Source organism: Lysobacter sp. Soil_N_23, assembly GCF_057656135.1.
Map to the genome: position 1 here is coordinate 1 of NZ_JBDGKY010000035.1, position 18770 is coordinate 18770.

Consider the following 18770-nt stretch of genomic DNA (forward strand, 5'->3'; position numbering starts at 1 on the left):
GTCTGCGGAGCGGCGTCGTCCGCCGGGCCGGGGATTGCTCCGCCCCTTCGTCGGACATCCTGTCCGAAGGCGGGGCGCGGGCCATCCATGGCCCGCTGCTGCGCAATCCCCGGCCCGGCGGACGACGCTTCGGCATTTCGCTGCATGGTCTTCGGCGGCCCTCACCCCAACCCCTCTCCCGCAAGCGGGAGAGGGGCTAAAGAAACCCGTCATCCCCGCGAAGGCGGGGACCCAGTGGCGTTGCTCCTATGCCCGTCATTCCCGCGAAGGCGGGAACCCATGGACGTTGCCCCTTGCCCGTCATCCCCGCGAAGGCGGGGACCCAGTGGCGTTGCTCACATCTGCGGACCGATACGTGACTGATATCGTGATGCGGCACCCGACCGTCGACCGACACGCATGAATGCCCATCCCTCCGCGCTGCCCACCCGTCTCCTGACTGCCTCCGGCGCCGTCCTGGCGGCCTTGTCGGTCGCCTTGTCGGCCTACGCGGCGCACGCTGTCGATGCGGGCGCGCAGCACCGCCTGTATTCCGCGGCGCTGTTCGCGTTCGGCCATGGCATCGCGCTGGCTGCATTGGCGCCGCACCTGCGCAGGAAACTCACGCTGGCGGCGCTTTCGACCTTGCTGCTCGGCACGCTGCTGTTCTCCGGCAGCCTGGCTGCGGCCGTCGTCCTGGGCACGGCCACGGCACTGGCGCCGTTCGGCGGCACCCTGATGATCCTGGCATGGCTGCTGTACGCGGCCGATGCCCTGAGGCGCTGACATGCCACGCCATTCGCGCGGATTCGACACCGGGGCGGCGCACGCCCACCTGCTCAAGCGCGATCGCAAGCTGGCCCGCTGGATGCGCAGGATCGGTCCGCTGGCGCCGGATCCGCGTTGGCGCAAGTCCTTCGATCCGGTCGATGCCCTGGCCCGGGCGATCCTGTACCAGCAGCTCAGCGGCAAGGCGGCGGCGACGATCGTCGGTCGCGTCGAAGCGGCAATCGGCAGCACGCGTTTCCACTGCGACACGCTGGGTCGCATCGACGATGTCGCGCTGCGTGCCTGCGGTGTGTCCGGCAACAAGTCGCTGGCACTGCGCGATCTCGCCGCGCGCGAGGCGCGTGGCGAGATTCCGGACCTGCGCCGCATGAGCACCATGGACAATCAGGCCATCATCGATGCGCTGGTGCCGGTGCGCGGCATCGGCCGCTGGACGGTGGAGATGATGCTGATGTTCCGCCTGGGGCGCCCCGACGTGCTGCCGGTCGACGACCTGGGCATCCGCAAGGGCGCCCAGTTCGTCGACGCCCTGGAGCAGATGCCGACCCCGAAGGAGCTGGCCGCCATCGGCGAGCGCTGGGGGCCATATCGGACCTACGCCAGCCTGTACCTGTGGAAGATCGCCGACCTCGACAGCCAGGCGCGGACCCCGACAAGACGCTCGCAGGACTGACCGCCGCCCGCATCAAGACCGTCTTGACATCGGTTGCGGGAAGATCGGTCCGCCAGCGGCGTCCGGGGAGGAATGGATGCAGCGGCGCAGCGTGCGGTCGCCCTGGCGGCATGCACCTGCTGGTTCTCCAGACCGATCAGGGAGGTGTGGCATGCAATCCCGGCAACGTGGCGCTTCGAAGCGGTGGATGGGAGTCGCAGCGTCGATGCTGTTGTTCGCATCGGCGATGGCGATCGCCAGCCCGTCCAACAAGTGGCGCATCCAGGTCAGCAGCGATGCCGACAGTGATGGCGTCGTGGTCTTCCATATTGCTCCGGTGAAGGAGCCGGCGGTCGACGTCTCCGTCGCCATTCCCAAGGACGCCGGCGAAAACCGCATCGCCCATCTGATCCGCGACCAGCTGCGCGCCAAGCTTGGCGACAGCTACCGCGTCGAAGTCGACGATGGCGAGGACGTGCTGATCAAGAAGCATCTCGGCGATGCCAACTTCGACCTGACCATCACCCAGAAGACCGCCAAGGGTGTGCGCATCACCCTCGACAAGGAATAGCCGCGGCCTCAGACCTGGTAACGCCAGTGCCACGGCTCGTAGACGATGCCGTGCGGATTGTCGCGCGGGTAACTCATCACGAAGCCGTAGCCTTCGGCATTGTCGCGCAGCCAGGCAAACGCGGCGGTGCCTTCGAACGACTCCTCGGCCGGGGGCTCGTCGGGTGCACCGATGTCCAGCGCCCGGCCGGAGTGGTGCTCGCTGTAGCCCGGCGCGGCGTTGACGGTAAGGATCTCCTCGATGCCCAGTCCGCGCGCGAGTTTGCGCTCGAAAATGCCCAGCTGATAGTCGTGACTGCGGTAACCGGAGATCGCTTCGAGCACGACGCCATCACGCAGCGCCGCATCGTGCAGGTGCGACCATGCGCGCGCGGCCTCGGCGTGCAGCCACAACGGCCGGCGGTAGCGGTCGAATCCGGCGAAGGCGAGCCAGTCGGGTTCGGCGACCAGCGCCAGGCCGCTGCGCTCGCCGTATTCGCCATCCAATCCGAGCGCGCGCAGTCGCTCTTCGAGGCGGTCCAGCGGTAGTTCGCGGACGTGCTCGATGCCGGCGCGCAGGTGCGCGGGCGGGGCTTCGATGGCGTCGAGCGCGGCATCCAGCCCGGGTTCCCGGCGCAGGTGCGGCACCAGTGCCAGCAGGCCTTCGGGCAGATCGACGGCGAGGTACTGGCCATCGCGCTTGCGGCGCAGGACATGGCGGGCACGGGCGAGTGCGCGCGCGTCGAAGTTGCTGCGCGCGCGCAACAGGCCGCCCGGCCAGAGTTCGATTTCCGGCGTGTTGATCAGGATTCGGGGCTGGCCGCGCATGGCCATCAGGTTAGCGGCCCGGGGCGGTCGTTGCCATGCTCGCAGCTTGCGGGAGGGACTTCAGCCCCGATTGGCGGCCGGCAAGGCCCGATCGGGGCTGAAGCCCCTCCCACAGGCACCTCTGCCACACGGCCTCAGACCGGCCTTTTCAGCACCGCGCGCAGGTGGTCGAACGGCGTCACCGCCATCACCGACACCAGCTCCCAGCCATCCTCGCCGAGGCGGTTGAGTTCTTCCTGCAGGCGCTCGCTGACGGCAGGGCCGAGCATCCTCGGCACGATCTCGATGACTTCGTAGGTCCAGCGTTGGCTCATGACGGGGTCCTCATCGGTGAACTGTCTGGTCAGGGGCGGTGTTGGTAAGGGGCGGCGGTCGGACGCGCGGATCCGCCCATCGGATCAACCCGGGGTGATCCGATACAACGGCGCGGGGATGAATTCGCCGGTCGCATACAGGTGCTTGCCGTCGCGGCTCCACGCCAGCGCCTCGGCCTGCGGCAGCCACGGCAGCGGCTCGAACTTCGGCGCACGCGCGACTGCCTGGCCCCAGTCCTCGCGGGCATGGCGCGGGTACAGCAGCAGCCAGCGATAGGTCATCACCGCGAGCGTGCGACCGTCGGGCGACACATCCGCCGCGGTCACCTGGCTGTCCAGGCGCGCGCGCTGCGGATTGCGGCGCAGCGCATTGGCGTCGGCCTGCGGCACGCCGGCCAGGGGGCCGAGCTTGTGCGCGGTCTGCAGCGCCGTCCCGCGCGGGTGCAGTGGCAGCGAGAACAACTCGGGCGGCTGCCGGCGTTTCGATATCAACAGCACTTGGCGGTTCTCCGCATCCACCGCCACCGCTTCGCAATCGCGCGCGCCATCGGGCCAGCGGAACGCGATCGACCACGCCGGACGCAGTCGCGCATTCTCGATCCGCGCCGGTTCCTCGACGATGTGCAGTTGCAGGCTGCGGCGCAGGCCACCGTTGTCGCCGGTATCGGCGATCAGCAGATAGTTGCGGCCATCGAGCTCGAAGGACGCCAGGTCCTCCCAGTCGGTCTTGGTCACGCCCTCCACGCGCAGCGTGGCCAATCGCGTGCCGCCGGTGCTGACCGCGAACAGGCGCTCCGGGTTGCCGCCGTCGTCGAGCATCCACAGCACGTCGCGATGGCGGCGCGATGCGGCGACGCCGCTGATCTCGTCCAGTTGCGGGTCGATCATCACGCCGGCCAGGTGGGTGCCACGACCCTCCTCGACAGGCTCGGACCCATCGTCGGCGCAGCCGGCGACGGCGATCACACAGGCGATCACGCAGGCGAGCGCGAGGACGATTCGTTGCGCGGCTGCGGAGGCGGGGGCGGGGCCGGACATCGGCACAGGATGGCATGCGATTTGCGACCCGACAAAGGTGGCAGCAACAAACTGCAAACGGTCGCGGGAACGTCGTGTTATCGCAGCGTGCACGCCGTTCGGTCCGCGGGCCACCGGGACGCGCTCCGGGACGGGCTGGCGTACTTCCGGCAAAAGCCTGAAGACCTTTTGCCCTTGTCCCCATAAACTGACCGCCAGCCCTACGCCCGGACCCCACATGATCACCCTCGGCACGCCCCTGTCCCCGCACGCATTCCGTGTGCTCCTGCTCGGTTCGGGCGAACTCGGCAAGGAAGTGGCGATCGAGTTGCAGCGCTTCGGCGTGGAGGTGATCGCGGCCGACCGTTATGCCGACGCACCGGCCATGCAGGTGGCGCATCGCAGCCATGTGCTGGACATGCTCGACGGCGGCGCCATCCGCGCGCTGATCGCACTCGAGCGTCCGCACCTGATCGTGCCGGAGATCGAAGCGATCCACACGCAGACCCTGGTCGACCTGGAACGCGAATTCGGCGAACGCGGTACGCAGACGCGGGTCATCCCGACCGCGCGCGCTGCACGCCTGACCATGGACCGCGAAGGCATCCGCCGCCTCGCGGCCGAGACGCTGGGGTTGCCGACCTCGCCGTACAAGTTCGTGGACACGTTGGAGGACTACCGCGCCGCGGTCGCGACGATCGGCTTGCCTTGCGTGGTCAAGCCGGTGATGTCGTCGTCGGGCAAGGGCCAGAGCCTGGTGCGTGACACCGACAGCATCGACAAGGCCTGGGACTACGCGCAGACCGGCGGCCGCGCCGGTGCCGGCCGCGTGATCGTGGAAGGCTTCGTCGACTTCGACTACGAGATCACGCTGCTGACGGTACGGCATGTCGGCGGCACCACGTTCTGCGCACCGATCGGCCACCTGCAGCGCGATGGCGACTACCGCGAGAGCTGGCAGCCGCAGGCGATGTCGACCAAGGCGCTGGCGCGCGCGCAGGGCATCGCCCGTACGATCACAGATGATCTGGGTGGCTGGGGCGTGTTCGGCGTGGAATTGTTCGTCAAGGGTGACGATGTCTGGTTCAGCGAGGTCTCACCCCGGCCGCACGACACTGGCCTTGTCACGCTGGCTTCGCAGGACTTGAGCGAGTTTGCCCTGCATGCTCGGGCGATCCTTGGATTGCCGGTGCCGTCGATCCGCGAGTACGGCCCGGCGGCATCGTGTGCGGTGCTGGCGCAGGGCCATGGCGTGCCGGTGTTCGACGGCGTCGATGCGGCGCTGGCGCAGGCAGACACGCAGTTGCGCCTGTTCGGCAAGCCGCGCGTGGAAGGGCATCGCCGTGTCGCGGTCACGCTGGCGCTGGCCGAGGACATCGATACGGCACGCGAGCGCGCGCGGCGGTCCGCTGCCGCGCTCCAGATCGATCTGCGCTGAACGCATCATTCCCGAGGAGCCGCGACCATGCTCGACGAAACCCAGGGTTATGCCGTGTTCTTCTACCCGCAGGCGCTGGAGGCGCTCGGTGAGGCGATCCGCCCGTACATGCACGACGGTCCCAGTGGGCCGCACGTGCTGTGCAATTCGATCGACACCGGTGGTGCGCTGATCGAGATGACGATCGAGGGGCGCACGGCCGAGGGCAATGCCATCGCGGTGGAGTTGATGGTGCCGGCCAACATGGTGCGGATGATCGTGTCGGCGCGCAGCGATGGTGTGTTCGGATTCGGGCCGCGCGTGGTGGCGGCGCCTGCCGATGCCGACGCAGTGGCAGTGCCGCCGACAGCGTTGGCGTCCGCGCAGACGGTGCATGCGCCGGTGGAGATTCCAATGCCGGTGGTCGATCCGGTCACGACGGTGATGGCCAAGTTGCCGCCGAAGCCATAGTCACCCCCCGTCGTCCCGGCGAACGCCGGGACCCAGGCCCTCACAGCCCCAGCCTTGTCACCGTCATCCCGGCGCACGCCGGGACCCATTTTGACTTTGCCTTTGCCCGTCATCCCCGCGAAGGCGGGGACCCAGCGCCTTCGCTCTTTCCGTCAAGCCACCCTCAGCGCGCCTCCATCCCCACATCCACCCACACCAGGTGATGGTCGCTGCCATCGGCAATGGCCGCCTCCGGCTGCGCCGCGGCCGGCCAGAACACGCCGCTGCCTTCGACGCTGAACCCCACCGAGGGCAGCACGTAATCCAGTCGCATCGTCCCGGCCTTCGGTCCGAAATCTCCGGTGGCATGGGCGGGTGAGCCGCGGCGGACGATGCCGGTCTGGGCGTAGCGTGCGCCGACTTCGACCGCGCCCTCGCTGCGCGGCGTTTCGTAACGCGCCACGCGCGCGTGTTCGAGCAATTCGATGATCGCCTCGTGATGGCCATCGCCATCGCTCGGGTCGTTGTTGAGGTCGCCGGCGATGACGAAGCGTGCGTCCGCGGGCAGGCCGCCACAACGGCCCTGGTCGTCGCAGAGCCAGGCGGCGTTGGGCGACGACAGGTACTCGCGCCACAGGCGGATCTCGTCGGCGTTGCGCACGCCGTTGCGGTCCTCGGGGCCGTCGAACACCGGCGGAGTCGGGTGCGACACCAGGAAGTGGACGACGCCTGCCGGCGTGCGCACCGGCACGTCCCAATGCGATTTCGACGACAGGCGCAGCTGCGACCAGATCGATGCCGGGTACCACGGCTTGCCGTTGCCGGGATCACGCGGTTGCGAGGCGCCCGGCATCGCGCTCCATTTCAGCAACTGGAACGTGCGCACCTGGGCGTCGTCGATCGGGTGGCGCGACAGCACCAGCATGCCGTACTGGCCCGGGTGCAGGCCGTAACCCCAGGCGTCGTTGCCGCGGTTGCGACCGGCGCCGCCGGCTTCGCCGTTGCCATCCAGGTCGAGGCCGCTCGGCACGCCGGTGTTGACCGGGGCCAGGTAGCGGTACGGGTATTTGAGCGGTTCGCCACCGCCGGGCTGGGCGACGGCGAGGTAGTCGTGCTGGAACAGATCGGCGGCTGTGCCCTGGGCGTCGTAGTCGAACTCGTTGAGCAGCACCAGGTCGGGGCGCACGCGTTGCAGCACCGCGGCGATCTTGCGCGCGCCAGGGTCGCCGGCCTGCAGGCGGTGGATCAGGCCGCCGTCCTGGTCGTCAAAGAGCGAGGTGTTGTACGTCGCCACGCGCAGGGTCGTGTCGCTGCTCATCGATCTGGCCCAGGTCTCTGGATCGCCCTTGATGTTTATCTGCGTGCATGCGGCAAGCAGCGAAAGGGCGGCGCAAATGAGGAGGTGAGGGAGTCTGTTCATCGCGCGATGATGTCATGCCGTCGCGCAGCGGCAATGACAGGATCAGGGTACTGGCAGGTCGTGCCAGTCGCGGCCGTCGAAGGCTTCCAGCGGGCGGAAGCGGCGCTTGTAGTCCATTTTCGGATGGCCCTGGATCCAGTAGCCCAGGTAGAGGTGGCGACGGCGCTCGCGCCGGGCCCATTCCAGCTGGCGCAGGATTGCCAGCGTGCCCAGGCCGCGATCGGCGAGGTCCGGGTCGTAGAAGGTGTAGACCGCCGACAGTGCCGCTTCGGTCACGTCGGTCACCGCCACCGCCAGCAGCTTGCCGGGGCCGTGCGTGGACGCCTCGCGCAGCTCGAGGAAACGGCCTTCGCTCCAGCTGCCGATCAGGAACTGGTCGAACTCGGTCGCGCCGTGGCCGTCCATGCCACCGCCGCAATGACGGGCGGCCAGGTAGCGGCGGTACAAGGCCAGCTGCTCGGCGGTGCGCTGGGTCGGCAGCACCCGCATCTCGACGCCGGCATTGCGGGCCAGGCAGCGGCGCTGGCTGCGGTCGGGGACGAAGCGGTCGACCGGGATGCGCACCGCCACGCAGGCGCGGCAGCCGGCGCAATGCGGGCGGTAGACGATGTCGCCGGAGCGGCGGAAGCCCCATCCCAGTGCGTGCGGGTACCACTGCCGCAGGCGCGGGTCGCGCGGGTCGAGCACGAGGTCGCGGGCGACGCGCTCGGGCCAGTAGCCACAGGCGTGCTCGCCGGTGTGGAACAGGCGGAGATCGTCGCTGTCCTGCGGTTCGGTGCCCATGGCGCCAGCATAGCGCCGTGGCGCGTGAGGAAAACGCTGTCGCGCGACTGAACGCGGCCCGCCCGCTGTCAACCGCAACGGTGGCCGGGCGTTGATCTGGTCATCGGCGCCAACCGACGCCATCCGCAGGAGCCTTACCAATGAAACAGCGAAATTCCCTTTCCGCTCTGCTTGCCGTCGCCATCGCTGCGATCGTCACCGCCGGCACCGCGCTGGCCGCGACCCAGGCCGACGACGGTGCCCACGCGGCGCGCCCGAAGCTCGACGTCAACAACGATGGTGCGATCGACCGCAACGAGGCCGCGGCGAGCCCGCGCCTGGCGGCGAAGTTCGATCAGCTCGACAGCAACAAGGACGGCAAGCTGGATCGCTCCGAGCGTCCCCATCGCAGCGGCAAGGGCCGCGGTCATGGCGGCGGCATGGACGGGCTGATCAATGCCGATGCCGATGGCGATGGCCGCATCAGCAAGGCCGAGGCGGCGTCGATGCCGTGGCTCGCCAAGAGCTTCGACCAGGTCGACGGTAACCGTGACGGCTACGTCGTCCGCAGCGAGTTGCGCAACTTTCACGAGAAGATGCGTCCGCAGCGCGAGGCCGAGCGGGCCAAGCGGGCGGAGGAGCGTTTCGCCGCCGCCGATCTCAATCACGACGGCAAGCTGAGCAAGCTGGAAGTCAGCGAGAACATGCCGCGCCTGAGCAAGGGGTTCGCGTTCATGGACGAGGACCGCGACGGCTACCTGACCCGCGACGATCTCAGGCACTCGCCGCGCCACTGAACTTTCCCGGCCGGGCACGGTCGATGCCTGCACAACAACGCGCTTGGCTGTCCTGCAAATCCCCACTGCCCGTGCCGGGTCTCCGCGGCACGGGTTTTTTTGCTTCTGTCGTCCCGAACGTAGTGAGGGACCTGCTGGTGCGTTTCCGTTTCCGTTGCTGGTGCGTGCTGGGCTTGCGTCTGCGGACGACGCTTCGGCATTTCGTTGCATGGTCTTCGATGGCCCTCACCCCAACCCCTCTCCCGCAAGCGGGAGAGGGGCTCCCTCCGTCATGGAAGACCGTCATCATTGAAAGACCGTCATCCCCGCGAAGGCGGGGACCCAGCGTCGTTGCCTGATGCTCGTCATTCCCGCGAAGGCGGGAACCCAGCGACGTTGCTTCGCAAGCAAGTGTCAGCAACATCGGCGTACGCACCCAAGCGGGTTTGAAACCACGTGATCCTTTCGCGGGCGTCCGGGCCCGAGCTCCCGACCGAGCGAGGGCGCGGACACCGCCCCGTAACGGCACAGCCCGAGTCCCGCCATTGCAGCCAATTCACGCGGGCAGCGCACCGACCCGACACGCGAAGTCGATGAAACAACGGCAGCGTTGGGAAGGAGGGGGTGGGGTGTATTTCGCGAACAGTTAACGGAGCGAAGCGGAGGTTCGCGGAATACACCCCACCTCCTCCCCCCACACCGCGCCACACCGCGCGCGAAAAAACCGCATCACGTTGATGCACTTGTCAGAACCGCCCTGACGCGAGCAACGCATACGCCAGTGTTCCCAGTGCCAGCGTCGAGCTGACCCACACCGCCGGCGCGCCGCACAGCCACTGATAGGTCACGCTCGGCTGGCGCCGGCCGGTGCGGGCAGTCTCGCGGGCGAAGCAGGGCGCCATGATCCGCGGCAGCGGCACCAGGTACTGGTAGTTGATCACCGCCATTGCCGCCAGCGCGAACGCGGTGATCGGAACCCAGCCTCGGGTCGTGATCGTCAGCACCATCATGCCGACGCAGAACACGGCCGATGTCGCGGTGATGTTGCGCACGAAGCGGCCGATCGCGATGCGCTCCTCGTCGTTGCCGGCAAAACCGAGCAGGTAGCGGCCGCCGAGCCAGGTGCCGAGGATGCCGCCGATCGTCGCGTAAACGATCCAGTCGTAATGGATGGCCGTGTCCAGCAACAGGCCGAGGCCACCGCTGGCGGAGCCGCCGGCGATGCCGGCCGACACGCTGGCACCGGCACCGATCTTGCCGGCGCTTGCCGAGCCAAGCCCCGCGGTGCCGATCATGACCGCCGCCGATGCCATTGGGCTGGACACCCCCAGTGCCGTGGCGACCATCGCCGTGAACGCCGCCGACGGGGCGCTGTCGCGGGCGAAGTCGCTGAATCGTGCGAGCAGCTCGGCGCGTACAGTCGCTCGGGCGCGCGACAGACGCTTGCGTACCGCGGCGTCGCTCAGGCCCAGCAATGCCGCCACCTGTTGCGAGCTCTGGCCTTCGCGGTAGTACAGCAGCAGCACTTCGCGGCTGTCGTCGGGCAGGGCCGAGATCAGCTCGGCCGCGGCCTGCTGGCGTTCGTCCTCGATCAGGTGCTCGACCGGTGTCGGCTGCGGATCGGCGACCGCGGCGATGACCCGCTCGGCGTCGGCGACCTCGCGCGGCAGCCTGCGGACCTCGCGCAAGTGGTCCAGGGCCAGGTTGCGGGTGATCTGCCGCAGCCAGGGCAGGAAGCTGGCCGGGTTCTGCAGCCGGCGCAGGTTCTGCCAGGCGCTGAGGAAGGCTTCCTGGGCGATGTCCTCGCTGGTCGGCACGTCGCGGACGATCACCAGCGCGAGCGTGGTCACGGTGTTCTGGCAGCCTGCGACGATCCGCGAATAGGCCTGGCGGTCGCCGCCGGCCGCGGCCGGCAACTCGTGGTGGATCAGTCCTTCGATGGCTTCGGCGTTCACGGTTTGGCGGGCTTCCGGCGGGGTCCACCCTCTACGGACGTCATGGCGCGCCCTATGTGACACGGCCTTCGGGGCTGAAGCCGCTCCCACAGGCCGGCTTACATCGACACGTGCTTGATGGTGCGCACGACCTTCCAGCCGCTGCCGTCCACCTGCGTCACTTCCAGCGTCTTGTAGGAGGCCGACATGCGGTGGTGATACGCCGTGTACTCGATCACGCCGGTGATCGCGCCGTCGTTGGCGGCGTCGCGCTTCTGCGGGCGGAATGCATGCACATCGACGATGAGCGCCGGCGCTCCGGTAGCACGGTGCTGGCTGCCGACTTCGTCGTTCGTGTTGCGCACGCATTCCGACGCCGGCACCACGCGGTGGCCGGGCTGCTGCATCGCGCTGACCAGTGATGCCGGCGCGTCCTTGCCGTCGATGGCAAGGCACAGTGCGTCCAGGCGCGCTTTCGGCAGCTCCTGCTGCAGCACCGCCGCCGCCAGCGGCTGCGGGATGGCCGCGGTGGAGCCGTCGAGCGGATGCTCCTTGAGTGCTTCGTTGGCGATGTCCAGGTTGACCGCGTGCCGGATCACCAGGCCGCCGATGATCACGATGCCCGCCATCAGCACCAGCTTTATCCGCAGCATGCGCGACTGTTGCGGTGACTTGCCCTGGGTTTCGGGCTCGAAGCGGAAGCTGGGGCCGCGGAAGCTCTCGCGGGTGGACTCCAGCAGGCCGGCGTCGCGCAGGATCTCGCGGGCGCGCACCTGGTCCTCCGAGCGCACCACCCACACCGCCGGCTTCGGGCCGCCGGGTTCGCTGTAGCTGAACGTGCCGCGGCGGCCGCCCTTGTAGGAGCGGCCGTTGGTGATGCGCACCTCGATGTCGGCATCGCGCATCATCTGCGCGACCTGCTCGACGTTTTCCAGGCGCTGGCTGCTGAATACCTGTCTCATCGCGCGATTATTCCTTGGCCGGCACTTGCGCGGCCGCGGCCGCATCGCGGACGACGCGGATCAGGCCTTCCTGCGCGGTGCTGGCGACCAGGCGGCCGTCGCGGTCGAAGATCTGTCCGCGGGCGAGGCCTCGGCTGCTCTGCACGCTCGGGCTGTCGATCGAATACAGCAGCCATTCGTCGGCACGGAACGGACGGTGGAACCACATCGCATGGTCGAGCGAGGCCATCTGCACGTTCGGCTGGTAGTAGCTGATGCCGTGCGGGAAGGTCGCGGTGCCGAGCAAATGGAAATCGGACGCGTAGGCGAGCAGGGCGCGATGCAGTTCCGGCGCGTCTCCGACGCGTTCGCTCAGGCGGAACCAGACCTGCTGGTAAGGCGGTCGCTTGGGCGGGTTGAGCTCGTCGCGCGGGTAGACGTGGCGGAACTCGAACGGTCCCTGCCGCGACAGCCAGCGCTGGACCTTGGTCGGCAGCGTCGCCATCACGTGCTCGGGCACCGGCGGCGCCGGCTCGATGTCCTCCGGCTTGGGCACCTCGGGCATGGTCAGCTGGTGCTCGACGGCGTCCTCGTGCTGCTGGAACGAGGCGGCCATGAAGAAGATCACTTCGCCGTGCTGGATCGCGGTGATCCGGCGCACGGAGAAACTGCCGCCGTCGCGGGTGCGGTCGATCTGGTAGACGATCGGCGCGGAGACGTCGCCGGCGCGCAGGAAGTAGGCGTGCAGCGAGTGCGCGCCGCGCGGCTCGGACATCGTCGCCTGCGCCGCCGACAGGGCCTGGCCGACGACCTGGCCACCGAAGACGTACTTGGTGCCGATGTCGCGGCTCTGGCCGCGGAACAGGTTGTCCTCCAGTCGCTCCAGCGAGAGCAGCTCGACCAGCTCGGGAACGACTTGCTCGGAAGCGGGTGAGGTCATGCGCGGAAAGCTCGTGGGACGCGGGTCGGAAGTATACGAGATGGGCTCTGCATCCCCGGCCGACATCCCTTGAAGCACCGTCATCCCCTGAAAGCACCGTCATCCCTGAAAGCACCGTCATCCCGGCGCACGCCGGGATCCAGGCTGTCACGCCATCCCGTTCACGGTGCCCCGGTAAAGGATACGGGCCTGGATCCCGGCGTGTGCCGGGATGACGGTGAGGTTGGCGTTTGACGGTCGCTACGGAAGGCGTTCGAGATCCACCGCCGCCATCACCTGCGCCCACGGGAACTGCGGCCCCGGGTCGAGCTTGCGCTGCACCTGCACCGAGGGATCGTCGCTGGCGGCCACGGTCGTGGTGTCCAGGTCCTCGTGCCCGGCGATATGGCGCAATGCTGGCAATGTGTTCTTCAGGTGCTGCAGCAACACCACCAGCGCCTCGATCTGCTCGGGCGTATAGCGCTCGCCCATCGCCTGGTGGTGCGCCGCCAGCCAGTCCGGGTAGCGGCCGCGATTGACCAGCTCGATGCCGATCGCGCGCGGGTTGTAGCCGCGCACGTGGTGGGCGATGCGATCCAGGGCGACGTACTGGTGCAGGCTGCCATCGCGGTCGATGTAGTAGTGGCCGCTGTTGCCGGTCTGCGAGCCTTCGTAGAGCACCTCCTCGCCGAATCGGCGCGCCATCGCCAGGTCCGGCAGTTCGGTGCAATGGATCACCACCAGATCGATCTGGTCGAGCGTTCGCGCCTCCAGCCGGTCCTGGTAGGGCAGGGGATCGAAGGCGATCGGCGGGGCCGTGAGTTCATGCTGCGAGGAAGCGGGCGACATGGGGCCGGATGCTACCATTCGCCCCCGCCCGGCCTTGCTGGCCGCCGGCCCCGACGACCACCACGCTGACAATCGCGCTGCGATGTGGACGTCGAGCCCCCAGAACTGCGCGCCCAGGCACCGGTTCGAACAGCGCAGATTGCCCAGACTGCACGGATCCCCCGCCATGAAGCTCCCTCCCGCCGACTCCGAGCTCGGCAAATTGATGGCCATGCTGCCGCGCCAGGGCCGGGTCGAATGGATCGGCCTGCGACCGCAGCGCGACGTCGCCATGGAGGCGGTGACGCAGGTGCTCGCCCAGACCGGCGCGGGCCTGGTCGGCGACCGATACAGCGGCGGCAGCGGCAAGCGTGGCATCACCCTGATCCAGGCCGAACACCTGCCGGTGATCGCGGCGCTGTCCGGCCATGAGGCAGTGGCGCCGGCGACGCTGCGCCGCAACCTGGTCGTCTCAGGGCTGCCGCTGGTCGCACTCAAGGGGCGCCGCTTCCGCATCGGCGAGGTCGTGCTGGAAGGCACCGACGACTGCGATCCGTGCTCGCGCATGGAAGCCGCACTCGGCGCGGGCGGCTACAACGCGATGCGCGGTCATGGCGGGCTGTGCGCGCGCATTCTCGACGGCGGCACGATCCACCTCGGCGACGCCGTCGTCGCACTTCACGATTGACCAGCACGAGTCGACCAGGGCAACCATGAGCACGCGCGGACACTGCATCCTTTCCCACGGTTTCGAGAGCGGTCCGGACGCGACCAAGGTCACCGCGCTGGCCGACGTCGCGCAGCGCCTGGGCTGGAGCCACGAGCGGCCCGACTTCACCCACTTCGATGCACGTCGCGACATCAGCGACCTGGGCGACGTGCCCAGCCGCCTGCAGCACCTGCTGGAGCTGGCGCGCGCTGCGGCTGCGCGCGGCCCGCTGGTGCTGGCCGGATCGAGCCTGGGCGCCTACATTTCCGGCCTGGTGTCGCTGCAGGTACCGACCGCCGGCCTGTTCCTGATGGCACCGCCCATCCAGATGGGCCCGGCACCGCGCCTGCAGGCGGCCGTCGTGCCGACCTCGATCATCCACGGCTGGGACGATGAACTGATCCCCGCCAGCGACGTCGTCGCCTGGGCGCAGCCACGCGGGTCGCGCCTGTTGCTGGTCAACGACAGCCATCGCCTGTCGGACCATGTCGTGGCCAGTGCCGATGCCTTCGCCTCTCTTCTGTCGGTGCTGCCATGAAATTCTTCGCAAGCTGTGGCAAGGGCCTGGAATACCTGCTCGCCGACGAACTCGTCGCGCTCGGTTGCACGCGCGCAACGGCGGCCATGGCCGGCGCCAATGTCGAAGGCAGCGCGCTCGATGCGCAGCGTGCGGTGCTGTGGTCGCGCCTGGCCAGCCGCGTGCTGTGGCCGATCGCCGAATTCGACTGTCCCGACGAGCACGCGCTGTATGCCGGTGCCGCCGCGATCGACTGGCCGCAGCACCTGGCCCAGGGCGATACGGTCGCGGTCGACGCGCACGTGTCGGGCGATGCGATCACGCATGCGCGCTACGCCGCGCAGCGGGTCAAGGATGCAGTGGTCGACGTGATGCGCGCGCGCACCGGATCGCGCCCGGACGTCGACGTCGAAGCACCCGACCTGCGCCTGAACCTGGTCGTGCGCAAGGGCCGCGCGATCGTCTCGATCGACCTCGGCGGCGGCCCGATGCACCGTCGTGGCTGGCGCAGCAAGCAGGGCGAAGCGCCGCTGAAGGAAAACCTCGCCGCCGCGGTGCTGATGCGTGGGCAGTGGCCGAAGGTGTACGCGGACGGCGGCGCGCTGCTCGACCCGATGTGCGGCAGCGGCACGCTGCTGATCGAAGGCGCGCTGATGGCGGCCGATGTCGCGCCCGGCCTGCAGCGGCATGGCAACGGCGTGCCGACGCGCTGGCTCGGCTTCGACGCGTCGTCGTGGCAACAGCTGGTGGACGCGGCGCGTGCGCGCGAGGCCGCCGGCATGAATGCATTGCGTCCGGCGTTCTTCGGCAGCGACCTGGATCCGCACGCGATCCGCGCCGCGCAGGACAACGCGGTGCTGGCCGGCCTGGCCGGCGTGATCGACTGGCGCGTGGACGACATACGTTCACTCGAAGCCCCCACCACCCGTCATCCCCGCGAAGGCGGGGACCCAGCGTCGTTGCCTTCGACGCAGCCGGAGGCGGAATCGCAGGAGCCAGAGTCGCTGGGTTCCCGCCTTCGCGGGAATGACGGCGTGGGCCTCGTCGTCTGCAACCCGCCATACGACGCCCGCCTCGCCGCCGATGCCGCCCTCTACCGCGCCCTCGGCGACGCCCTCAAGCGCGCCGTGCCGACCTGGCGCGCCAGCCTGCTCTGCGGCGACCCCGAGCTGGCGCGCGCCACCGGCCTGCGCGCGGGCAAGAAATACCAGCTGTTCAACGGTGCCATCGAATGCACGCTGATCGTCTGCGACCCGGTGGCACCGCCGCAGCGCGAGCGGGCCGCCGACGAACCGGCGCCGGCGTTGTCGGAAGGCGCGCAGATGGTTGCCAACCGCCTGCGCAAGAACATCCGCAAGCTCAAGTCCTGGCGCGAGCGCGAGCACATCAGCTGCTATCGCGCCTACGACGCCGACCTGCCGGAGTATTCGGCGGCGATCGACGTCTACGTCACCGACGAGGCCACGCCGCGCACGTTCCTGCACGTGCAGGAATACGCGGCGCCGGCCGATATCCCCGAGGCCGTGCAGCGCAAGCGGCTCAACGAACTGCTGGCGGCGGCGCGCGAAGTGTTCGCCGTGCCGCGCGAGAACGTGGCCCTGAAGACCCGCGCCCGCGGCAAGGGCGGCAGCAAGTACGGACAGTTCGATTCGCGTGGCGAGCTGGTGACCGTGCGCGAGGGCGATGCGCGCCTGCGCGTGAACCTGTTCGACTACCTCGACACCGGCCTGTTCCTCGATCATCGACCGATGCGCCTGCGCATCGGCGCCGAAGCCGAGGACACGCGCTTCCTCAACCTGTTCGGCTACACCGGCGCCGCCACCGTGCATGCGGCGGTCGGTCGTGCCCGCAGCACCACCACGGTCGACCTGTCGGCCACCTACCTGGAGTGGTGCGCCGACAACCTGCGCGAGAACAACCTCGGCGGCACCCGCCACCGCCTGGTCCAGGCCGACGCGCTGACCTGGCTGGAAGCGGACACGCAGCAGTACGACCTGATCTTCTGCGACCCGCCGACGTTCTCCAACTCCAAGCGCGCGGAAGACTTCGACGTCCAGGCCGAACACGTCCGCCTGCTGCGCGCGGCGGTGGAGCGCCTGGCCGAAGGGGGCGTGCTGTATTTCTCCAACAACTTCCGCCGCTTCCGCCTGGACCAGGCGGCGATCGGCCAGTTCGCCGAGTGCGTCGACATCAGCGCGCAGACCATCCCGCCCGATTTCGAGCGCGACGCCCGCATCCACCGCTGCTGGCGCCTGCGGCGGCTTGCCTGAGATGACCCCATGCGCCGGCTGACACTTCCGAAAGGTTCGTGGACGTTCTTCCGGCAGTGGCTGCGCAATCCCGCGCGCACCGCGGCGGTGGCGCCGTCCGGCCGCGACCTGGCCGCGGCAATGGTCACCGCCTTGCCCGAAGGCGCGCGTCGCGTGATCGAGCTGGGCGGTGGCACCGGGGCGATCACCCGTGCGCTGCTCGCGGGCGGCATCCTCGGTCGCGAGCTGATGGTGCTGGAACTCAACGAGGAACTGCACGCGCACCTGCGCACGCGATTCCCGCAGGTTCGCATCGTGCTCGGCGACGCCCGCGACCTCATCCAGCTCGCCGCAACCGACGGCTATCTGGCCGACGGACCGGCCGACGCGATCGTTTCGGGCCTGGGTTTCCTGAGCATGCCGCGCGGCACCCAGCGCGAGATCCTGCAGGCCTCGTTCGACTGCCTGCGCGAGGGCGGTCGTTTCCTCCAGTTCACCTACGGTCCGCAGTCGCCGGTCGCCGCGGAGGTGGTCGAGGAGCTCGGCCTGGAGGTCGAGCGCGGTGAGTTCGTCCTCCTCAACGTGCCGCCGGCGACGGTCTACGTGATCAGCCGGCGCGGTTGAGCCCAGACCGGCCGCGCCGTAATGGATCGTTCCATCGGCGATGCTGGCGGCGCTGCCGCTCCCGCCCGACTTTGACGGGCAGTCAACCAGTAATCCGGAGTACGCCATGAGCCATCCCGACATCAGCCAGGACTTCGCCCGCATCGGTCGCGTCATCCGCGGCATGCCGGCCTCCGACGGCGCCGGCGTACGCCTGACCCGCGTCATCGGCACGCCGCAGTTGGACATGTTGGATCCGTTCCTGATGCTCGACGAGTTCGGCACCGACAAGCCCGAGGATTACCTGGCGGGCTTCCCGGATCATCCGCACCGCGGCTTCGAGACGGTCACCTACATGCTCGACGGGCGCATGCGCCACAAGGACAACCACGGCAACGAGGGCGTGCTGGTGCCCGGCAGCGTGCAGTGGATGACCGCTGGCCGTGGTCTGGTGCATTCGGAAATGCCCGAGCAGCAGGAAGGCCGCATGCGTGGCTTCCAGCTGTGGGTGAACCTGCCGGCGAGCGAGAAGATGGCGCAGCCGCAGTACCAGGAGTTCGCCCCTGATCGCATCCCGCAGCTGCAGCCGGCACCCGGCGTGAACGTGAAGCTGATCGCCGGCCGCATCGGCGACGTCGCCGGTCCCATCCAGCAGCCGGCGACCGATCCGGTTTACCTCGACATCGAGCTGGCTGCGGGCGCTGCGTGGCAGTACGAGTTGCCCGACGGCCACAATGCGTTCGCCTATGCCTTCGAGGGCGAGGGCACGATCGGCGATGGCGACGATGCGCGGCCGTTGTCGACGCAGCAGCTGGCGGTGCTCAACGGCGGTCGTGTGTTCAAGCTCCGGGCGGGCACCAAGGGCGTGCGCGTGATCCTGGTCGCCGGTCGTCCGCTGCGTGAGCCGGTGGCGCGCTATGGTCCGTTCGTGATGAACACGAAGGAGCAGATCATGCAGGCCTTCGTCGACTTCCAGGAAGGCCGGTTCTAGCGGGCCGCTGTTGCGCGTTGGGCCTGCGTCTGCGGAACGGCGTCGTCCGCCGGGCCGGGGATTGCTCCGCCCCTTGGTCGGACATCCTGTCCGAATGCGGGGCGTGGGCCATCCATGGCCCACTGC

General features: G+C 68.9%; 20 protein-coding genes. 11 read left to right on the top strand and 9 right to left on the bottom strand.

Annotation, left to right across the window (positions count from 1 at the left end; genetic code table 11):
- Positions 1 to 399: 399 nt before the first annotated feature.
- The 3 genes from AC3A3X_RS17305 to AC3A3X_RS17315 all read left to right on the top strand — a co-directional run bounded on the left by AC3A3X_RS17305 (position 400) and on the right by AC3A3X_RS17315 (position 1991).
- Positions 400 to 765, top strand: coding sequence for a DUF423 domain-containing protein (locus AC3A3X_RS17305; protein WP_487584236.1), 366 nt, complete (start codon positions 400 to 402; stop codon positions 763 to 765).
- A 1-nt stretch (position 766) separates the two neighbouring features.
- On the top strand, positions 767 to 1441 hold the full coding sequence (locus tag AC3A3X_RS17310; protein WP_487584237.1) for a DNA-3-methyladenine glycosylase family protein: 675 nt from the start codon (positions 767 to 769) through the stop codon (positions 1439 to 1441).
- Between the two features lie 205 nt (positions 1442 to 1646).
- The gene (locus tag AC3A3X_RS17315; protein ID WP_487584238.1) at positions 1647 to 1991 is read left to right on the top strand and encodes a hypothetical protein; all 345 of its coding nucleotides are present in this window, start codon (positions 1647 to 1649) and stop codon (positions 1989 to 1991) included.
- A gap of 8 nt (positions 1992 to 1999) precedes the next feature.
- Here AC3A3X_RS17315 and AC3A3X_RS17320 read toward each other — a convergent pair whose 3' ends face one another.
- The 3 genes from AC3A3X_RS17320 to AC3A3X_RS17330 form a co-directional block, all read right to left on the bottom strand.
- A complete protein-coding gene (locus AC3A3X_RS17320) occupies positions 2000 to 2797 on the bottom strand; it encodes a M15 family metallopeptidase (RefSeq protein ID WP_487584239.1) in 798 nt (265 codons plus the stop codon).
- A 134-nt stretch (positions 2798 to 2931) separates the two neighbouring features.
- Positions 2932 to 3111 carry a DUF4177 domain-containing protein gene (locus AC3A3X_RS17325; RefSeq protein WP_487584240.1) on the bottom strand — a complete coding sequence of 60 codons (180 nt, stop codon included), beginning with the start codon at positions 3109 to 3111 and terminating at the stop codon, positions 2932 to 2934.
- Between the two features lie 84 nt (positions 3112 to 3195).
- A complete protein-coding gene (locus AC3A3X_RS17330; RefSeq protein ID WP_487584241.1) occupies positions 3196 to 4149 on the bottom strand; it encodes a hypothetical protein in 954 nt (317 codons plus the stop codon).
- 217 nt (positions 4150 to 4366) lie between these two features.
- Here AC3A3X_RS17330 and purT point away from each other — a divergent pair, with 217 nt between their 5' ends.
- A complete protein-coding gene (purT, locus tag AC3A3X_RS17335; RefSeq protein WP_487584242.1) occupies positions 4367 to 5566 on the top strand; it encodes a formate-dependent phosphoribosylglycinamide formyltransferase in 1200 nt (399 codons plus the stop codon).
- A gap of 27 nt (positions 5567 to 5593) precedes the next feature.
- Positions 5594 to 6016 carry a hypothetical protein gene (locus tag AC3A3X_RS17340; RefSeq protein ID WP_487584243.1) on the top strand — a complete coding sequence of 141 codons (423 nt, stop codon included), beginning with the start codon at positions 5594 to 5596 and terminating at the stop codon, positions 6014 to 6016.
- Positions 6017 to 6179: 163 nt separating this feature from the next.
- On the opposite strand, the gene AC3A3X_RS17345 is transcribed toward AC3A3X_RS17340, so the two are convergent.
- Complete coding sequence (locus AC3A3X_RS17345) at positions 6180 to 7313, bottom strand: endonuclease/exonuclease/phosphatase family protein (RefSeq protein WP_487584244.1); 1134 nt, start codon at positions 7311 to 7313, stop codon at positions 6180 to 6182.
- Between the two features lie 144 nt (positions 7314 to 7457).
- Complete coding sequence (locus AC3A3X_RS17350) at positions 7458 to 8198, bottom strand: arginyltransferase (protein WP_487584245.1); 741 nt, start codon at positions 8196 to 8198, stop codon at positions 7458 to 7460.
- A gap of 140 nt (positions 8199 to 8338) precedes the next feature.
- Between AC3A3X_RS17350 and AC3A3X_RS17355 the strand changes: the two genes are divergently transcribed.
- Positions 8339 to 8974, top strand: a complete 636-nt coding sequence (locus AC3A3X_RS17355) for a hypothetical protein (protein ID WP_487584246.1) — start codon at positions 8339 to 8341, stop codon at positions 8972 to 8974.
- A 725-nt stretch (positions 8975 to 9699) separates the two neighbouring features.
- Here AC3A3X_RS17355 and AC3A3X_RS17360 read toward each other — a convergent pair.
- The 4 genes from AC3A3X_RS17360 to AC3A3X_RS17375 all read right to left on the bottom strand — a co-directional run bounded on the left by AC3A3X_RS17360 (position 9700) and on the right by AC3A3X_RS17375 (position 13596).
- Positions 9700 to 10908 carry an RNA polymerase sigma factor gene (locus AC3A3X_RS17360; protein WP_487584247.1) on the bottom strand — a complete coding sequence of 403 codons (1209 nt, stop codon included), beginning with the start codon at positions 10906 to 10908 and terminating at the stop codon, positions 9700 to 9702.
- Between the two features lie 98 nt (positions 10909 to 11006).
- A complete protein-coding gene (locus AC3A3X_RS17365; RefSeq protein ID WP_487584248.1) occupies positions 11007 to 11849 on the bottom strand; it encodes a hypothetical protein in 843 nt (280 codons plus the stop codon).
- Positions 11850 to 11856: 7 nt separating this feature from the next.
- Positions 11857 to 12768: an acyl-CoA thioesterase II gene (tesB, locus tag AC3A3X_RS17370; protein ID WP_487584249.1), complete on the bottom strand. Its 912-nt coding sequence runs from the start codon at positions 12766 to 12768 to the stop codon at positions 11857 to 11859.
- 240 nt (positions 12769 to 13008) lie between these two features.
- A complete protein-coding gene (locus AC3A3X_RS17375; protein ID WP_487584250.1) occupies positions 13009 to 13596 on the bottom strand; it encodes an N-acetylmuramoyl-L-alanine amidase in 588 nt (195 codons plus the stop codon).
- 166 nt (positions 13597 to 13762) lie between these two features.
- On the opposite strand from AC3A3X_RS17375, the gene AC3A3X_RS17380 reads away from it, so the two are divergent.
- The 5 genes from AC3A3X_RS17380 (at position 13763) to AC3A3X_RS17400 (ending at position 18644) form a co-directional block, all read left to right on the top strand.
- Complete coding sequence (locus AC3A3X_RS17380; RefSeq protein WP_487584251.1) at positions 13763 to 14263, top strand: MOSC domain-containing protein; 501 nt, start codon at positions 13763 to 13765, stop codon at positions 14261 to 14263.
- 25 nt (positions 14264 to 14288) lie between these two features.
- Positions 14289 to 14822, top strand: a complete 534-nt coding sequence (locus AC3A3X_RS17385) for an alpha/beta hydrolase (RefSeq protein ID WP_487584252.1) — start codon at positions 14289 to 14291, stop codon at positions 14820 to 14822.
- Positions 14819 to 17071, top strand: coding sequence for a bifunctional 23S rRNA (guanine(2069)-N(7))-methyltransferase RlmK/23S rRNA (guanine(2445)-N(2))-methyltransferase RlmL (rlmKL, locus tag AC3A3X_RS17390; RefSeq protein ID WP_487584253.1), 2253 nt, complete (start codon positions 14819 to 14821; stop codon positions 17069 to 17071). Before AC3A3X_RS17385 ends, rlmKL begins: the two co-directional genes overlap by 4 nt.
- Before the next feature lie 9 nt (positions 17072 to 17080).
- Entirely contained in the window at positions 17081 to 17674 is a 594-nt protein-coding gene (locus tag AC3A3X_RS17395; protein ID WP_487584254.1) for a class I SAM-dependent methyltransferase, read from the top strand.
- Between the two features lie 106 nt (positions 17675 to 17780).
- The gene (locus AC3A3X_RS17400; protein ID WP_487584255.1) at positions 17781 to 18644 is read left to right on the top strand and encodes a pirin family protein; all 864 of its coding nucleotides are present in this window, start codon (positions 17781 to 17783) and stop codon (positions 18642 to 18644) included.
- Positions 18645 to 18770 lie beyond the last annotated feature (126 nt).

What these genes read in the sequence shown, in the direction of transcription:
- AC3A3X_RS17305 (WP_487584236.1), top strand. Translation starts at nt 400, where the DNA reads ATGAATGCCCATCCCTCCGCGCTGCCCACCCGTCTCCTGACTGCCTCC.
- AC3A3X_RS17310 (WP_487584237.1), top strand. Translation starts at nt 767, where the DNA reads ATGCCACGCCATTCGCGCGGATTCGACACCGGGGCGGCGCACGCCCAC.
- AC3A3X_RS17315 (WP_487584238.1), top strand. Translation starts at nt 1,647, where the DNA reads ATGCTGTTGTTCGCATCGGCGATGGCGATCGCCAGCCCGTCCAACAAG.
- AC3A3X_RS17320 (WP_487584239.1), bottom strand. Translation starts at nt 2,797, where the DNA reads ATGCGCGGCCAGCCCCGAATCCTGATCAACACGCCGGAAATCGAACTC.
- AC3A3X_RS17325 (WP_487584240.1), bottom strand. Translation starts at nt 3,111, where the DNA reads ATGAGCCAACGCTGGACCTACGAAGTCATCGAGATCGTGCCGAGGATG.
- AC3A3X_RS17330 (WP_487584241.1), bottom strand. Translation starts at nt 4,149, where the DNA reads ATGTCCGGCCCCGCCCCCGCCTCCGCAGCCGCGCAACGAATCGTCCTC.
- purT (WP_487584242.1), top strand. Translation starts at nt 4,367, where the DNA reads ATGATCACCCTCGGCACGCCCCTGTCCCCGCACGCATTCCGTGTGCTC.
- AC3A3X_RS17340 (WP_487584243.1), top strand. Translation starts at nt 5,594, where the DNA reads ATGCTCGACGAAACCCAGGGTTATGCCGTGTTCTTCTACCCGCAGGCG.
- AC3A3X_RS17345 (WP_487584244.1), bottom strand. Translation starts at nt 7,313, where the DNA reads ATGAGCAGCGACACGACCCTGCGCGTGGCGACGTACAACACCTCGCTC.
- AC3A3X_RS17350 (WP_487584245.1), bottom strand. Translation starts at nt 8,198, where the DNA reads ATGGGCACCGAACCGCAGGACAGCGACGATCTCCGCCTGTTCCACACC.
- AC3A3X_RS17355 (WP_487584246.1), top strand. Translation starts at nt 8,339, where the DNA reads ATGAAACAGCGAAATTCCCTTTCCGCTCTGCTTGCCGTCGCCATCGCT.
- AC3A3X_RS17365 (WP_487584248.1), bottom strand. Translation starts at nt 11,849, where the DNA reads ATGAGACAGGTATTCAGCAGCCAGCGCCTGGAAAACGTCGAGCAGGTC.
- tesB (WP_487584249.1), bottom strand. Translation starts at nt 12,768, where the DNA reads ATGACCTCACCCGCTTCCGAGCAAGTCGTTCCCGAGCTGGTCGAGCTG.
- AC3A3X_RS17375 (WP_487584250.1), bottom strand. Translation starts at nt 13,596, where the DNA reads ATGTCGCCCGCTTCCTCGCAGCATGAACTCACGGCCCCGCCGATCGCC.
- AC3A3X_RS17380 (WP_487584251.1), top strand. Translation starts at nt 13,763, where the DNA reads ATGAAGCTCCCTCCCGCCGACTCCGAGCTCGGCAAATTGATGGCCATG.
- AC3A3X_RS17385 (WP_487584252.1), top strand. Translation starts at nt 14,289, where the DNA reads ATGAGCACGCGCGGACACTGCATCCTTTCCCACGGTTTCGAGAGCGGT.
- rlmKL (WP_487584253.1), top strand. Translation starts at nt 14,819, where the DNA reads ATGAAATTCTTCGCAAGCTGTGGCAAGGGCCTGGAATACCTGCTCGCC.
- AC3A3X_RS17395 (WP_487584254.1), top strand. Translation starts at nt 17,081, where the DNA reads ATGCGCCGGCTGACACTTCCGAAAGGTTCGTGGACGTTCTTCCGGCAG.
- AC3A3X_RS17400 (WP_487584255.1), top strand. Translation starts at nt 17,781, where the DNA reads ATGAGCCATCCCGACATCAGCCAGGACTTCGCCCGCATCGGTCGCGTC.